19 protein-coding genes are annotated in these 15,369 nt (G+C 46.0%); 12 read left to right on the top strand and 7 right to left on the bottom strand.

What is annotated here, in order from left to right; genetic code table 11:
* Window positions 1–75: 75 nt before the first annotated feature.
* Window positions 76–393: a cytochrome C oxidase subunit IV family protein gene (locus FN782_RS09875; RefSeq protein ID WP_142505635.1), complete on the top strand. Its 318-nt coding sequence runs from the start codon at window positions 76–78 to the stop codon at window positions 391–393.
* A gap of 51 nt (window positions 394–444) precedes the next feature.
* On the opposite strand, the gene FN782_RS09870 is transcribed toward FN782_RS09875, so the two are convergent.
* Window positions 445–1,227 (bottom strand): undecaprenyl-diphosphate phosphatase, encoded by a 783-nt coding sequence (locus tag FN782_RS09870; protein ID WP_142505634.1) that lies wholly within the window; start codon window positions 1,225–1,227, stop codon window positions 445–447.
* Window positions 1,228–1,353: 126 nt separating this feature from the next.
* Window positions 1,354–1,782, bottom strand: coding sequence for a TlpA disulfide reductase family protein (locus FN782_RS09865; RefSeq protein ID WP_142505633.1), 429 nt, complete (start codon window positions 1,780–1,782; stop codon window positions 1,354–1,356).
* A gap of 252 nt (window positions 1,783–2,034) precedes the next feature.
* On the opposite strand from FN782_RS09865, the gene FN782_RS09860 reads away from it, so the two are divergent.
* From FN782_RS09860 to FN782_RS09835, 7 genes are all read left to right on the top strand, one after another.
* Window positions 2,035–2,214, top strand: coding sequence for a hypothetical protein (locus FN782_RS09860; protein WP_142505632.1), 180 nt, complete (start codon window positions 2,035–2,037; stop codon window positions 2,212–2,214).
* A gap of 106 nt (window positions 2,215–2,320) precedes the next feature.
* Entirely contained in the window at window positions 2,321–3,013 is a 693-nt protein-coding gene (locus FN782_RS09855; RefSeq protein ID WP_142505631.1) for a hypothetical protein, read from the top strand.
* A 182-nt stretch (window positions 3,014–3,195) separates the two neighbouring features.
* On the top strand, window positions 3,196–3,561 hold the full coding sequence (locus tag FN782_RS09850) for a carboxymuconolactone decarboxylase family protein (protein ID WP_142505630.1): 366 nt from the start codon (window positions 3,196–3,198) through the stop codon (window positions 3,559–3,561).
* 413 nt (window positions 3,562–3,974) lie between these two features.
* On the top strand, window positions 3,975–4,103 hold the full coding sequence (locus FN782_RS17295) for a YuzK family famiily protein (protein ID WP_281285938.1): 129 nt from the start codon (window positions 3,975–3,977) through the stop codon (window positions 4,101–4,103).
* 117 nt (window positions 4,104–4,220) lie between these two features.
* A complete protein-coding gene (locus tag FN782_RS09845; protein ID WP_142505629.1) occupies window positions 4,221–6,011 on the top strand; it encodes a M3 family oligoendopeptidase in 1,791 nt (596 codons plus the stop codon).
* Window positions 6,012–6,065: 54 nt separating this feature from the next.
* Complete coding sequence (locus FN782_RS09840) at window positions 6,066–6,251, top strand: hypothetical protein (RefSeq protein WP_142505628.1); 186 nt, start codon at window positions 6,066–6,068, stop codon at window positions 6,249–6,251.
* A gap of 287 nt (window positions 6,252–6,538) precedes the next feature.
* Window positions 6,539–7,006 carry a GNAT family N-acetyltransferase gene (locus tag FN782_RS09835; protein WP_246064916.1) on the top strand — a complete coding sequence of 156 codons (468 nt, stop codon included), beginning with the start codon at window positions 6,539–6,541 and terminating at the stop codon, window positions 7,004–7,006.
* A 48-nt stretch (window positions 7,007–7,054) separates the two neighbouring features.
* On the opposite strand, the gene FN782_RS09830 is transcribed toward FN782_RS09835, so the two are convergent.
* The 3 genes from FN782_RS09830 to FN782_RS09820 all read right to left on the bottom strand — a co-directional run bounded on the left by FN782_RS09830 (window position 7,055) and on the right by FN782_RS09820 (window position 10,316).
* Window positions 7,055–8,206: a Ger(x)C family spore germination protein gene (locus FN782_RS09830; protein ID WP_185956193.1), complete on the bottom strand. Its 1,152-nt coding sequence runs from the start codon at window positions 8,204–8,206 to the stop codon at window positions 7,055–7,057.
* A 169-nt stretch (window positions 8,207–8,375) separates the two neighbouring features.
* On the bottom strand, window positions 8,376–8,705 hold the full coding sequence (locus FN782_RS09825) for a GerAB/ArcD/ProY family transporter (RefSeq protein WP_142505626.1): 330 nt from the start codon (window positions 8,703–8,705) through the stop codon (window positions 8,376–8,378).
* Window positions 8,706–8,768: 63 nt separating this feature from the next.
* Window positions 8,769–10,316: a spore germination protein gene (locus tag FN782_RS09820; protein WP_246064914.1), complete on the bottom strand. Its 1,548-nt coding sequence runs from the start codon at window positions 10,314–10,316 to the stop codon at window positions 8,769–8,771.
* Between the two features lie 164 nt (window positions 10,317–10,480).
* Here FN782_RS09820 and FN782_RS09815 point away from each other — a divergent pair, with 164 nt between their 5' ends.
* Genes FN782_RS09815 through FN782_RS09805 form a run of 3 tightly spaced genes read left to right on the top strand, consistent with a single transcriptional unit; the run spans window position 10,481 to window position 13,236 of the window.
* A complete protein-coding gene (locus FN782_RS09815; RefSeq protein ID WP_142505625.1) occupies window positions 10,481–11,563 on the top strand; it encodes a class II aldolase/adducin family protein in 1,083 nt (360 codons plus the stop codon).
* A gap of 18 nt (window positions 11,564–11,581) precedes the next feature.
* A complete protein-coding gene (locus FN782_RS09810) occupies window positions 11,582–12,364 on the top strand; it encodes an SDR family NAD(P)-dependent oxidoreductase (RefSeq protein ID WP_142505624.1) in 783 nt (260 codons plus the stop codon).
* Window positions 12,364–13,236: a diacylglycerol/lipid kinase family protein gene (locus tag FN782_RS09805; RefSeq protein ID WP_185956192.1), complete on the top strand. Its 873-nt coding sequence runs from the start codon at window positions 12,364–12,366 to the stop codon at window positions 13,234–13,236. The genes FN782_RS09810 and FN782_RS09805 overlap by 1 nt, the downstream gene beginning before the upstream one ends.
* A gap of 34 nt (window positions 13,237–13,270) precedes the next feature.
* Here FN782_RS09805 and FN782_RS09800 read toward each other — a convergent pair whose 3' ends face one another.
* Together FN782_RS09800 and FN782_RS09795 are read right to left on the bottom strand one after the other, a co-directional pair.
* Complete coding sequence (locus FN782_RS09800) at window positions 13,271–13,507, bottom strand: hypothetical protein (protein ID WP_185956191.1); 237 nt, start codon at window positions 13,505–13,507, stop codon at window positions 13,271–13,273.
* Window positions 13,508–13,808: 301 nt separating this feature from the next.
* Window positions 13,809–14,333, bottom strand: coding sequence for a type 1 glutamine amidotransferase domain-containing protein (locus tag FN782_RS09795; RefSeq protein ID WP_142505621.1), 525 nt, complete (start codon window positions 14,331–14,333; stop codon window positions 13,809–13,811).
* A 240-nt stretch (window positions 14,334–14,573) separates the two neighbouring features.
* On the opposite strand from FN782_RS09795, the gene sufC reads away from it, so the two are divergent.
* Window positions 14,574–15,359 (top strand): Fe-S cluster assembly ATPase SufC, encoded by a 786-nt coding sequence (gene sufC / locus FN782_RS09790; protein WP_142505620.1) that lies wholly within the window; start codon window positions 14,574–14,576, stop codon window positions 15,357–15,359.
* Window positions 15,360–15,369: the final 10 nt, after the last annotated feature.

The raw sequence follows: 15,369 nt of genomic DNA, 5'->3' as shown, positions 1-15,369 counted from the left end.
CTGAAATTTCCCGTTTATATGTTGTCATTCACCTCAGTTCTGTGATATCCCCCCGGAAAAGGAGAGTGACGCGCCGTGGTAAAGTTGGAAGAGAGAGCGGGGAAAAGTCAGGCGTCACCGACCGTTCACGGTGAAACAACCGGAAAATACCTGATGTCCTTTTTTTGGATGATTTTGTTGACCGCGATTGCTTTCACTCTGGTGGGGATGAACGCCTTGCCCCCATCCTTGATGATTCCGGCTATTCTGTTTCTGGCGGCTCTGCAAGTCATTTTGCAACTTTTTACATTTATGCATCTTGATTTGAAATGGTATCTGTCTGCTGCTGTATTTATGGGTGGTGCCTGTATTGTGGCTGCGACCGCAATTGTAGCCATGGTGTTTTGGGTATGAGACTGCTGGCATAGCCGGTCAGCGGTCTTTTTGTGTGACTAGAACCGTTGGTTACCAATGTCCTGTCCATTGAAGAGAGAGGACAAGAATCCCCAGCGTCCACACGTAGATTGCAAAGTGTTTCAGGGTTCCTTGTTTTAACAGACGGATCATTCCACGCACAGCGAGATAACCGAACAGAGCCGACATGGTTGTTGCCATCATCAATGAGGAAAGTGAGAGAGCTTGGGGACTGCCTGATCCCAGTTTGACAAGCTGCAATATCAACGCTCCGGCGATGGCGGGAATCGAGAGAAAAAATGAAAAGTAAGCCGCTGTTGATTTATCCACCCTGCGAAAAAGAGCGGCAGCAATGGTCATCCCTGATCGGGAAACGGCGGGGAGAATGGCTGCACCCTGAAAGGTTCCAATAAAAACGGCATCCGTGTAAGAAATCTGTTCCAGCGCTTTGTTGCCATGATCCTTCCATTTATCAGCGAGCCATAAGACCCATCCTGTCAAAAGGAATTCCCAACCAATGGTGATTCCGGTTTCAGATATTTCTTCAAAAAAATCTTCAAACGCCAACCCAATAATCGCTGTAGGTAGGGTCCCCACCATTAACAATCGGCTTAAACGGCCAAACGGCCATCTTAAAACAGTAGCAACTTCTTTGCGATAAATGATTAAAACGGCGATCAGTGTCCCCATATGAAGCATGGTATCAAGAAACAGGCCTGCATCGTCCAGCCCGAACAGATGCCTTCCAATGTACAGATGACCGGTACTGCTGATGGGGAAGAATTCAGTCAGCCCTTGGATAATTCCTAAAACAGCTGCTTCCAACCAGTCCATAGGAAACTCCTTTCTCCACTGTTTTGGACGGATTGAATCGGTTATCAACAAACGCAGCTGGGAGCGGCGCCATCAGGCAAGCGCTAAAGGAATGGGTTCTCTGCCGTTCAAATAATCCAGATATGCCTAGCTCAGAACCCGACCGATATCCTTTATTACTTCTGCAAAAGGTGTAGTTTCCGGATAGCGGTTAACAATGGTACCTTTTGGATCGATCAGAACTGATGTGGGAACTGAGGTGATTTGATAGGCATCATATGTTGCCCGTCCCTGGTCCAAGAGTACAGGAAATTGATAGCCGTGTTGTTCCATATAAGGTTTTACCTGTTTGGGGTCCATTTCACGCCCCGTGACATTGATGGAATAAAATGCAAAGTGATGGATGTCCAACGAACGTGAAAAAATGTCCTTTTTGGGTAACTCTGATTGACAAGCAGGACACCAAGTCACCCAAAAAGTGAGCAGGATCGCCTTTCCATAGAGGTCTTTCAGACAGATGGTTTCTTCTGAGTCTAACGTGGGCAGGCAGAAATCAGGTGCTTTTTCCCGTTGCATGTTCCCACCTCCTTGGATGCCGTTTCTGATGCAACTGGAACGAATGGAAGAACAAGCTGTTTGAAACAAATTCACCGTAACACAAGCGAATCCTTCAGTCCATACAATCCGGAGGATATATCCCAGCAAGTACACCCTATGATTTATATATAGTTTGGAGAAGGGTAAAACATGCCTTCTGAATAAAGATGATGATCAATCTTCACCCTATAATGAGAACCTGCTTTGACTCCGGAGAAAGGTGGCAATCAAATGAAACGTAAAGATGGGAAAAAAGAGGGATTCCATATGGACCCTTTGGAACAGATGACAGAGTCGTTACCTGAAGGTCCGGAGGTGAAGGATCAGGGAAATAGGCAACCTGTTGATCAGAAAGAGAGTGAACGGGAAGATCCCCGTCGGTCCTACAGTGAACAGTTTAAACGGTTATAATTTCACAAAAAAGCGACATCATCCGCCGGAAACTCTCTTGGCGGATTTTTTCTGATACAATGAACGAACAATAATACAGTTTGATGGTTGATGGAGGGAATCATAGATGACAGATCTGGATCAGTTAAAGGAAGCGGCCTATGAGAGAGTAGCCCATATGTTGCCCAACCATATTTTTAATGAATTTGATCAGTTGAACTCCCGTATGTTGATCGCAGTCACGTTGATGCAACGAGGAGAAAAAAATCTGGCCTATCGCCTGTTTGAAACCATTGCCGAGAACGGTCCAGATGAAAATGAAAACCGTCTTTTTGCCTATGTCCGCAGTTTGACAGAAATGGCTGAAATGGATGCGGAGAGGGAAGCATTTGATCAAGCTGAAAAGAAGATGGAAACAGCCTTGCACTATTTTCCGGAGTCAATGGGTTATATGATGAGTCGGGTTCATTTGGAGGTCTATCTTACCTATTACCGATTTCAATTGGGACATAAAGAAAGGGCAATATGTGAGCTGAAAGAGATTGTTGATCGGGAAGAAGCGAAATTTCGCAGTCAGACAGATGAAGACGGACGGAACTTGGTGGGTCCTGGCCTGTGCTATGCACTTCATCAGTTAGCTCTTTTTTATGCGGAAAAAGAAGGTTGGAAAAAAGCAGTGGAGAACTTTCGCCTTTTAAAGAAATATGCCTCTTCTATTGACGAAAAAGGGTGGGAGAAGGCTCTTCAGTTGGAAAAGGAAGGACTGTATGAAGAAGCATTTCGGCAAATGGAGGAGTCGGTAAGTTACCAGGCTGGATAAAACAATTTTAGCTCGTTTGTTGACCGGTGGCACAGGGAGATCGGAAAGATTGCTGCTTTTTTTTGCTGTATCTGCTGGCCGTTGGCCGGTTTTTTTTACATATCTTCTGGCATCAGCAATGCATGTTTACAACTGGATTGGCAAAGGATACAAATGATTATTTGAATAGAGGAGGTTCCTTTATGGAGGAGTCCATTGTGGAACAAGCATTGCAGGATTATAAAGAGGGTGTGGGGACGTTTGAAAAACACCTGCCTCATGTCGCCCGAAAATACAGGCAATTTACAGAGGCCTGCTTTCAAGAAGGGGAGCTGTCTGTCAAAGAGAAGCATCTGATCGCACTAGCTCTTGGCGTGATGTCTAATGATGAGTATTGTATTATCTACCATACGAAAGGGGCAGTGGACCAAGGAGCCAGTCAACAGGAGGTACTGGAAGCTGCAGCTGTATCCGGGGCTTTTGGTGGAGGATTGGCGATGTCTCAGGCAGTCACATTGCTTCAGGATGCATTGCAGCAATTTCTTCCGGGAGAATCATTGAAACACTGATATCGTTTTGCAGTTACGGACATCGCACGTCCTTGGCAGGAAAAAAGGGGAACGATTTCCGATGGGGCATCCTTTTCTGACAACGGCAAAAACTCCACCGATCGGAAAAAAGCGGTGCAAAGGCGGAAATCAGATCCCCAGCTAAAAATAGACAGAATGTTGGTTTTATTATACTGTTGGGATTGTCCTACAGCTTTTTTGTACTTGGAGGATGAATTGCGGGGAATAAGAAAGCATTTTCCATCGGATTGTAAAGAAAAAGGAACTGATCATTTCTTTGAAGTCTGAGAGACAACAGATGGCCTGAGATCTTCTTACATTCCGTTTTGGGAAATTCAGGATGGATGATATCATAAGGTTTGTAAACAGGAAGGGAGAGGTTTTTTATTCAGGATCATAAAGTATCCGAAACCGTGAAACGGGCCATGTATTTTGCCCATAACATTAGCTACGCTGAATACAGTTCTAATTTGGATTCTATGGTGGAAGTGGAAAAGAAACGGGAAAAAGAATATAAACGGGCCAAAAAATTGATTGTATAAACCGCTGAATAAAATGAATCCAACAGGACCGATGGCAGAAGCCATCGGTCCTGTTGATATCGAAAAATTTCTGAGTAGTGATATAATAATAGAGAATTAAAGAAAAGGGTGGGTTCTATGTCTGAAAAGTACAGTATGACTTGGGATTTAGATGTTATTTTTCCGGGAGGAAGCGATTCTTCGGAGTTTCGCACCTATGTAGAGAAATTGGAACAAGATGTGAACGATTTTGACAAGAGAATACAACAGATGGGTCAACGGGAATCGGAGGACTTAAAGTTTTGGCGTCAAGTATTGAAAGATGTACAGGATTTAAATGCCCGGTTGGGAGAGGCCATATCTTTTGTTCATTGTCTGCTTTCGCAAAATGTTCATGATGAAAAGGCAAAAATCCACCGTGGTCGCCTTTCTCAGATTCACGCCACCTTTAACCGTACGGTAACCCGATTGGATCGTTTGTTTCTTGAAATGAATGATTCCACATGGAAGTCGTTGTTGCAAGACCCTGATATTCAGCCGATTGCCTTTCCCTTGAAAGAACAACGTCAACGAGCGTCTGAAAAATTGCCATCCGAAATGGAAAGTCTGGCTGGGGACCTTGCTGTTGATGGTTATCATGCTTGGGAAGAATTGTACAATACGATTGTCGGTCGAATGACCATTCCTTTTGAAGAAGATGGAGAAGTCAAGGATCTTTCCGTGGGTCAGGCAGCCAATAAACTCTCCAGCAGCGATCGGGAAATTCGTCGGAAGGTGTTTCATCGAATGAATGAAGCATGGTCACGGGAAGAAGAGTTATTGGCTTCTTCACTGAACCATTTATCCGGCTTTCGCCTGAACCTATATCACCAACGCGGTTGGGATTCTGTTCTAAAAGAGCCTTTGGATCTCAACCGGATGTCTGAAGAAACCTTGCAAACGATGTGGAAGGTGATCACAGAACATAAAGGAGAAATCCTCCGCTTTTTCCAGAGAAAAGCTTCTTTGCTGGGACTACATAAGTTAAGTTGGTACGATCTCTATGCCCCGATCTCTCAGGGGGAAACCCATATCCCTTATGACGAGGCTGCAGACTTCATCATGGAGCAATTTCGCAGTTTTCATCCGGAAATGGCTGATTTCGCCAACAAAGCTTTTGTCAATCGGTGGATCGAAGCGGAAGATCGTCCAGGTAAGCGGCCTGGTGGTTTTTGTACCAGTTTTGACCAAAGCAACCAAACCCGTATCTTTATGACCTATTCCGGTTCTGCCAGTAATGTGAATACATTGGCCCATGAGCTGGGGCATGCCTACCATCAGCATGTGATGAATGACTTGCCCCAGATGGTTCAACAATATGCCATGAATGTTGCTGAAACGGCTTCCACATTCGCTGAGTCGATTGTGGCCGATGCGTCCATTCGCTCAGCTTCCACAAAAGAACGCCAGATTGCACTTCTGGAGGATAAAATCCAGCGCGCTGTTGCATTTTTTATGGATATTCACGCCCGGTTTCTGTTTGAGACGCGATTCTATGAAGAGCGAAAAAAAGGACCGGTTCCTACGGCAAGGCTGAAAGAATTGATTTTAACTGCGGAGAAAGAAGCGTTTTGTGAAGCATTGGAGGAATACCATCCCTATTTTTGGGCATCCAAGCTTCATTTTTACATTACCGGCGTTCCCTTCTATAATTTTCCCTACACGTTTGGTTATTTGTTTAGTACAGGCCTTTATAGTCGCGCTCTTCAGGAAGGTCCCTCTTTTGCAAATAAATATGTAAATCTGCTTCGGGACACAGGACGTATGACGGTTGAGGACCTGGCACAGAAACATTTGGATGTTGACTTGACTCAGCCGGATTTTTGGCAAGGAGCTTGTAGTCTCGTAAAGGCAGATATTGAAACGTTTTTGGAATTGACGGAGCAGTAAAAAGCTACCCTCATCCAGGGGTAGCTTTTTAACCAGCAGTCTAATAAATGGGAAATGGAAACATGGGGTAAAAAGAGCCGCCAGGGATTGGTTCAACCGGCCCAATGGGACCGACAGGACCACGTTCACCGGGACCCACGGGTCCACGTTCGCCGGGACCGACGGGTCCACGTTCACCGGGTCCAACGGGACCGCGCTCACCGGGACCGACAGGACCATGTTCAACGGGAGGATTATTGACTGTCCTAAAGGGAGCATAGGGAACAGGAACCCAGTACCAACAAGGATAGCGAGAATAGTTGTAAAAAATGATGGAAACCTCCTTTCTGGGGATGTCTTATAGCTTATGTTTCATGATGGTGAATGGTTGAACAGAGTGAGGAGAGAGAAAAGAATGACGATCCGTATGCAGAGTTCTAAGGTTGTATTGAGAGATTTGGAACCACAGGATTCTGGATCAAATCTGGTATTGGAAATATGAAGCCGAAGATCGGGAACACCATCGTTGGAACGGACCTTATACCCCAGTGAAAGTCCCCGATCGAAAAGCGTTTGACCATCAGTGGGGTGAAGAGCTGAAGTGGGTGGAAACCGATCAGCCCGGTGGCAGATGGTGGTTGAGATTGATGGGGAACTGGGGAACGGTAGGGAGATATTGGGTAGATAAAGAAACCAACTGGATGGAAATCGGCTTGGTGATCTTTGACTCCCGATACTGGTCCGGAGGTTATGGAACGGAAGCCTTTCAGATGTGGATTGATTATTTGTTCCAAAATGTGGATACGGTACGGCTGGGAACTTCCACGTGGTCGGGAAACGAACGAATGATTCGGTTGGCAGCTCGTTGTGGCATGGTGGAGGAGGGACGAATCCGAAAGGCCCAGATTGTTGAAGGAGCTTACTATGATTCTGTGAAGATGGGGATATTAAAAGAAGAATGGAAAAGCGGAAAGAGAGCCCACGTTCTTGTTTTGGGGCTCTCCAGGGATAAATGAAGTGAATCGGTTTTAATATAAAAAACTCCCATATTGGGAGTTTTTTAGTTAACTAATAATCCCATGACCCACAATATGAACATTCACCTTGGGATGAAATTTCACTTTGGGATAAGTTTTGGTCCACCACTTGGCTCCATGCCACTCTTCTGGTGAATGGGCCATAATCTCCCGCCCGATACCAAATCCGTCGAAACGGGATCGTTTCATTTTTTTGATCACTTGTTCTGACTGATGGGTGATACTTTCAGACAACTTTTTATCCAATCGGTGAAGAACGGTTGATTCAGCCAATTTATCATCAGGATATTCCACAACCTCCACATTCATGTCCAGATTGAGATCGACGTGAATTTCCCCCTTTGGGTTAAATCGAATATCAAGTTTACGTTTTAAAGTTCCCATATCAATCGTGATATAAGAGTCAATGTCATCCGACTTGCCTGGGTCCACCTGTATGGTTAGCCGTGACGTTTTATTCAGTTTGTCAGCCATCATCAGAAACAGGCGGGATTCCTCTCGGTTCAGGGTTCCAGTCATATGATGTCCGTGGAACATCGCAATGCCCTCAACGGAGACATCTTTTTCGTTGTCTATTCCTGCTGCCTGAAGGTCCCCTTTTTCGATGGTTATATAGGGAATCGCAAAGTCTTGACCCGGATCAAACAACACTGGACAGATGCTTTGAACATTTTCTATGGGAACAAGGGTCTTTTCTTCTGCACTGTTAATCAGCTCATCCACATACTCTCCGATTAGTGTATCCCCTGCGGTATCCAAGTCCAAAAGATGTTCTGCTCGTCCTTTGGTAACAGCGATATGTGCGTTCAGAGCACTTTTTGGGTCTCGATATAAAATATCCAATACTGGATAGATATCTTCCCGGGCCAGCTTTTCTCCCAACAGTATCACCCGGTTTTTGGAGATATCGTACCGATTGTTTAACCGGCGATCCCCATTATCCTGGGTTTCACGGGGAGTGTGACCAGTTGATTTCAGAATGAGATTTGTCGCTTCTTCCCCACCTTCTGTGATCTTGACTTCCCGAATGACAGAGGTGCTTAACAGCTTTCCTTCCGGGGTACGGTCCAGTCCAACAATGACTGCCATTCGGGCATCTCTGAGCAGATTGAGATCCCAGCAACCCGTCAATGTCAGGAAAAGAAATAGGGAAAGGATGAGTTGAATGATCCGCTTCATCGTGAAGTGCCTCCTGCTTCTTGTTTCTTCAACAGATAGGAAATCATCAGCAGTATTACTGGGAGTCCAGCAACAAAAATATAAGATGGTAATTGCTTCTCTCAGTATATTGTTCAATATCCAACCAATCCTTGGGAAGGAATGAGATCGCATAGCTGATCAAGGCGTTCTACCAGACCCACTTTTGATGGGATTTTTGGCGAGACAGCCGGCTGAAGCCCACACTTCCCAAATAAAGATAACTGCTGACGACAGAGGTGAATACCGAAGGAATCCAGAGGCTGAGAAAATATAAATTTGGTCGTTCCACCAACTGAAATTTGAACGCCTTTAACATGTAAATGACCACAGCAGGAACCGGAGAAAATTCTACCGGGCTAAAGACAAACAGGGTGGTAAGTGTTAAAAACGTATAGATCAATGTAGTGATCAGACTTCCTATGGATGTAGCTTTTAGCTTTCCCATACTCCCTTTCTCTGTGAAGGGATACAGGATCATAGGTACTTCGTTAGTCCGATCTGGGTTTGATAATAAAAAACATGGGTCACGCCGGGTGTGATGCTATTTTTTACGTTTGGCATTTCGTTTCCAGCCCCTTGAATAGCGTTCCTGATTTAAGCGTTGCGGTTGAGCGTCTACTGGGCGTTCATTTAGCTGCCAGACGGCCAGCCGGACGATAGTGTCTTTCATATCCTTCAGCCGAAACGGGATGGCAGGTGAAAAATAAGGGGTTCCAAAGGATTCCAGTCGAGTCAGGTGGATCAGGATTAACAACAAACCTGTCATAATCCCCAAAAATCCGAACAGTCCGGCCAACACCATCATCGGGAAACGAAGGATTCGCACTGATCCGCCCATCTCATTGGAGGGGACGACAAAGGAGGAGATGGCGGTGACGGCGACCACGATAATCATGATGTTGGAGACCAGTGCCGCTTGTACGGCTGATTGTCCAATAACCAGACCGCCCACGATTCCAATGGTTTGCCCAACAGGGGAAGGCAATCGAATCCCTCCCTCCCGAATCAGCTCGATAATGACTTCCAACAGAAATGCTTCCATTAAGGGAGGAAAAGGGACATATTCCACACTGCTTTTCATTGGGAAAAGAAGGGCGGAAGGAACCACTTCATAATGAAATGAGATAACAGCGATATAAAAAGAAGGCAGCAGCAGGGCTGCAAGAAAGCTGGAAAAACGAATCAGTCGAAAAAAAGAGGAGACGAGCGGTCTGGAATTGTAATCATCGGGGGATTGATAAAAGGCTGAAAAGGTAACGGGTACGATCAGAGCTGATGGACTCCCTTCCATGATAATAGCAACCCTTCCCTCCATCAGGTTGCCCATGACCCGATCTGGGCGTTCGGTGTTTAACATTTGTGGAAAGGGAGAATAGGTTCTGCCTTCAAGGTACTCTTCTACAAAACCGGGTGAGAGAATACTGTCGGCATCAATGGACAGAATTCTGCGCTCAACTTCCTGAACCACATCGGGATTGGCCAGGTTTTGCATATAGATAATGGCCATCTTGGTTTTCGTATCTTTTCCCACAGTATGATATTTCACCGACAAGTGGCGACTTTCGATCCGTTTGCGAATCAAGTGGATATTGACGATTAGGTTTTCCACAAATCCTTCGTGGGAGCCCCGAATCACTTTTTCATTGTAGGGCTCACTCACTTCCCGTTTATAAATGGCATAAGCTTTTACGACATAATACGCTTTCATTCCTTCAAAGAATATGATTACCCGGCCGTGAATCATTTCTTTGATCACTTTGTTTAAATCATCGTTTTTCTCAACCGATGGAGAGGTAATGACCTCCTCAAGAGGTTTTTCCCCTGTAGTCCGGGATAAAGGGGTCAGAATGCACTGTTCGATTTTGGTAAAGTCAGCAGTGGTATTAAGGAAGATGAGGACTCCTCTTTTTCCGTTAAAGGAAATCTCCCGCGTTTTTAAGTCGGCTGTATGGAACATGGCGTCTTGAATATAGGCGACATTTTCTTCAATGGAAGGGGAAACTTTTTGTCCTTCATGTATGAAATCCTTTGCTCTCTGACTGGTAAGGGAGCGTCGGTTGTTATTCAGCATTTTTTTGAAAAAACCCATGTCCACCCCTGCCTTCCTGGAATCAATTTGCTTCTTAATCTGTCCGAATGGAAGGAAATTCATTCGGGAGGAAAACAAGGGAAAAAGTATAAAGACGCTTTATTTATAAATACCCACCATTTGGAAATAATAGAGCTAAATCCTACTATGGGAGTGAAGCATCTATGCATACCTTTTCCTTCGCAGGGGATTGGAGCAACACAATGAAACCCTTTGCCATGGGGATCAAACAGGAGATGGAACGACATGGATATCAGTATGATGCGGATATAAAACCAGATGTTCAATTGGTGTTTCATTTTGTCGATTCGGACTCTCCGCGTCATTTTCGACGAAGGGGGAAAGGGACGTTTGTGGTCACTGTGACGGAAAGTAAACAGTCAACCGACAGCATCCTGCATGCTGCTTACCCCATTCTGATTCAATCGCTGGGCAATCTTATGATTTATCAGGATGCATCCAATGGAGAACCCGAAACCTACTTTATTACCTTGGAACAGGGATGTTACCCCATCATTGGAAGCATGGAGGAGGAAGGCTTTTTTCAACGGGTTTTTGAGCGTTTGCGTCCGCTGGCAACATCCCAGTTGGTGATTGACAACACGTTTTATCCTGATTTGCCTGAAGAACTATGGGATGGAGATGAAGTGACAGAGCAGATTAGCTGGGCTGGGAGAAAGCTGGATGAACTCAATCTGTTGCCAGCACCGTTTCCCATTGAGGAAATGTTGCCGGAGAGAGCCTATCGGCATATACAACGTCTTTATGGAATAGGGGGACTCAGCTATGGAAATTTAAGTGCCCGTAAGGAAGGAAACCGTTTTTGGATGAGCGCCAGAGGGGTTAATAAAGGAAGTCTTCATGAAATCGGTCGGGACATCCTATTGATTAAAGGTTTTGATCAACGGACACCTGCAATGGAAATCAGTGTTCCCTCTAATCTTGAACCAAAGCGCGCATCTGTGGATGCAATTGAACATTGGAAAATTTACACAGAGCATCCTGAAGTGGGAGCGATTGTACACATTCATGCCTGGATGGAAGGGATTCCTTCAACTGAAATTAACTATCCATGTGGAACCGTGCAATTGGCGGAAGCAGTGGCTGAACAGATTCGCCGGGCAGAGGACCCCTCCCGTGCGGTGGTGGGTCTAAAGAATCATGGCCTAACGATTACCGGTCGGGACTTGGATGATATTTTTCAGCGGATTGACGGGAAGATCCTCCCACAGGTACCGATGTCGTAATGCGGGAGGCGGTAAGCATTGTCAGATATTGTTTTGGTCACAGGAGCTTCCAGAGGAATTGGTAGAGAGGTTGTTAGGGAGTTGGGGAAAAGGGGGGATTTCCCACTGATGGTGGCTCGAAGCGGGGAAGCACTGGAAGAATTGAAAAACGAATTGGGAACCGGTGAATGGTTTACCTGTGATCTTACCCAGCAGGATGAAGTGGATGAATTGGTAACCAATGTCATACGCCGGTTTGGAAGGGTGGATGTACTGGTAAATAATGCTGGATTCGGGGCTTTTGGTGGAGCTTTGGAATCTTCTGTTCATGAATATCGGGCAATGATGGAGACAAATTATCTGGGAGCGGTTCAAATGATATTGTCCCTTTTGCCGCATTTCTTGAAGCAAGGGCAAGGAAGGATCATTAATATCGCTTCTGTGGCGGGTCTTTCCGGAGCTCCCAATCTGGCTCCATATGTGGGCTCCAAGTTTGCGCTGGTAGGATTTACTGAATCCCTTCACCTGGAATTTGCTCCAATGATTCAGGTAGGGTTATTATGTCCAGGACCGGTCCAGACTTCATTTTTTAACGGAGAAGACCCGTCACGATGCTTTCCGCCGTCATTGCTTAACCAAATGTTGGATGCAAAAACGGTGGCCCGCCATGCCGTTGGACTGATCGAACGTCCCCGATTTAAGGTAATCCCTGCCAATTATCGGTGGGCAATGCGATTCCGTCGTTGGTTTCCCGGATTGTATCTCTGTTTAACCCGATCGCTCTATCGTTCATGGGAGAAAGAAAAAGCCGGAGGTGGATGATGTATATCTTTATTGTCAATCCGGCTTCCGGGAATGGACGGGGAGAACGGGTCTGGTTTCAGGTTCAGCAGTTGCTTTCGCAGTATCGGATTGCCCATCAAGTGTTTTTTACAAAGTTTGCGGGACATGCTGTCGAATTGACCCGGTTGGCTATGCACCTTCCGCATATTCGATCCGTGATCGCAATCGGAGGGGATGGAACGGTGCATGAAGTGGGAAATGCCCTGATTGGTACAGACCGTCCCCTGGGCTATATCCCTTCCGGAACCGGAAATGACTTTGCCCTGGCCCATGCGATTCCTTCCTCGCCTGTACAAGCGCTGAGACGGGTGCTGAAACATCAGGTTTATCGAATCGATACAGCCAAGATGGGAAAACGGTTTTTGATCGGCTTTGCAGGGATTGGTTTTGATGGTCAGGTAGCCAAGGTAATCAATGACTCTGTGTTTAATCGGCGAATGGGACGGTTTGCTTATTTGCTGGGATTTATGCAAGCTTTGCGAAACTATCAGCCGGCCCAGCTTTCATTGACATTGGATGGAGAAACGTATGAGTATCAACGGGTTTGGTTAATTGCAGTAGCCAATATCCCCAATTATGGCGGAGGGATGAATATCTGTCCCGGAGCAGCACCGAATGATGGTCACCTGGATATTTGTTGTGTGACGGATCTTTCCCGCATGCAATTGGTTAAACTGTTTCCTTCTGTGTATCGGGGTAAACATATTCAAGACCCTTCCGTAAGGGTGCACCGGGCAAGGAAAGTAACCTTGCAGACGGACCCTCCCCTCATTGTTCACGCCGACGGTGAGGTGATTGGAAAGACTCCCTTGTCCATTACGGTGTTTCCCGATTCATTGATGTTATTATAAAAATATCCCTGTCTGTGATCCGACAGGGATATTTTTATAAAGAACTGGGGAGATTCGGAAGGTGCCGCTCTTCCCCGATCAAGGGAATGGAGAAAAAATACAGATTCAACATTCCGTGACTGGTTTCCATCCAGTATTTGTTGCCAGCATCATCATAAGTTTCCCATACCGTATAACGCCAGACAATACCAATCTCTTTTCCTTTTACGGTCCAGTTAAAGTCATCAATGACCTCTTCTTGGACCATGGAGGCGTTCGAAATATTTTCCATGACTGATTCCCTTTCCGTTTTCTGGATTTTCTACTGAAATATAACGTAACCGGGAATCCTGTTTCTATACATGAAAAAAGTCATCCCTTTTGGGATGACAAATCCTTTTATCTTTTCTTGTCTGGATTATGGGGTGATTCTGAAGGAGGTGGAGTTGTGTTTTCCAGAGGGCTCACCCGCCTATACCATCCGTCTCCCACATGACGATAGAGGGAACGGTTCTGTTTATGAAGCGGACAGAATTCACATCGTCCGCCAGGACGCTGTTTAAAACACTGGATACACCGGATGGGTTGATCTGTCATTGTTTTGCCAACAGATCGCAGAATGCTTTGGCATACAAAGCGAGATCAGGGGGACGACGACTGGATACCAGATTGTGATCTATAACAACCGGTTCATCGACCCATTTTGCTCCAGCGTTGGTCATATCATCTTTGATTCCCGGTGTGGATGTCACATTTCGTCCTGCAAGGATTCCGGCTGAAATTAAAACCCATCCGGCATGGCAAATCTGTCCAATGGGCTTTTTCGCTTGATCCATCTCCCTGACAAATTGTAACACTTCCGTGGAACGTCGGATCTTATCTGGGGCCCAGCCACCGGGAACCAAGACACCATGGTACGCGTTTGAGTCCAGTTCGGCATAGGATTTGTCGGAGGTGGCGGGAACACCGTATTTCCCTCTGTAACCGGTTTTGGCCTGAGGTCCTGCCAGGTGAACGGTGGCTCCTTCCTCCTGAAGCCGGATGATCGGATACCAGAGTTCCAGGTCTTCAAACTCGTGATCGACGAAGCAGACAACAGATTTGTCTTTTAGGCGCACAGCAGTCCCTCCCTTGTTTTTTCCTCATCATAAACGTATACAGCACAAATCTAGGGGGGTGGAAGCCTTGAATCGCTCCAGTAACTAATATAGAATAAAATGAGAATCAGTTGATAATCAGTCTAAATATCGTCTCTTTTCGCCCTATCGTACCATATCCCTCGACATCTGCAAACGGAGCCATTTCGGTTCGGTTTGATCAGGATAGATGGTGATCAGAGAATTATGGAGGAATGCAGAATGACAGCACCTGAACTCAAAATAAAAGATCTGCACGTTTCCATTGAGGAGAAAGAAATCCTCAAGGGTGTGAATCTCGAACTGAAGGGTGGAGAAATTCACGCCATCATGGGTCCCAACGGAACGGGAAAAAGTACCTTGGCTCAAGCGCTGATGGGGCACCCCCGTTATGAAGTAACCAAGGGCGATGTTCGCTTGGACGGAGAAGATGTCCTGGAAATGGAAGTGGATGAACGCGCCCGCAAGGGATTGTTCCTCGCGATGCAATATCCCAGTGAAATCAGTGGTGTGACCAACTCCGACTTCCTGCGCAGCGCTGTAAATGCCCAGCGTGGTGAAGGAAATGAAGTTTCCATTATGAAGTTTATCAAGCAGCTGGACAAAAAAATGGATCAACTGGGCATGGATGAATCCTTTGCCAACCGCTACTTGAATGAAGGTTTTTCTGGCGGGGAGAAAAAGCGTAACGAGATCTTGCAGATGATGATGTTAGAGCCACGTGTGGCCATCTTGGATGAGATTGACTCCGGATTGGACATTGATGCCCTCAAAGTGGTGGCCGATGGGGTAAACTCCATGCGTAATCCTGAAACCGGGTTTCTGATTATCACCCACTATCAGCGGCTGCTAAATTATATCAAGCCGGACTTTGTTCATGTAGTGATGCAGGGTCGGATTGTGAAATCCGGAGGTCCTGAGTTGGCTGAACGGCTGGAAGCGGAAGGGTATGACTGGGTGAAAGAAGAGCTGGGAATTGAAGACGAAACCGTTGAGAGCAAGGCGTAAAGAGGAGGCG

Source organism: Melghirimyces algeriensis (assembly GCF_900182565.1).
GTDB classification, from domain to species: Bacteria; Bacillota; Bacilli; order Thermoactinomycetales; family DSM-45169; genus Melghirimyces; species Melghirimyces algeriensis.
This window is presented reverse-complemented; position numbering and strand designations above follow the sequence as displayed.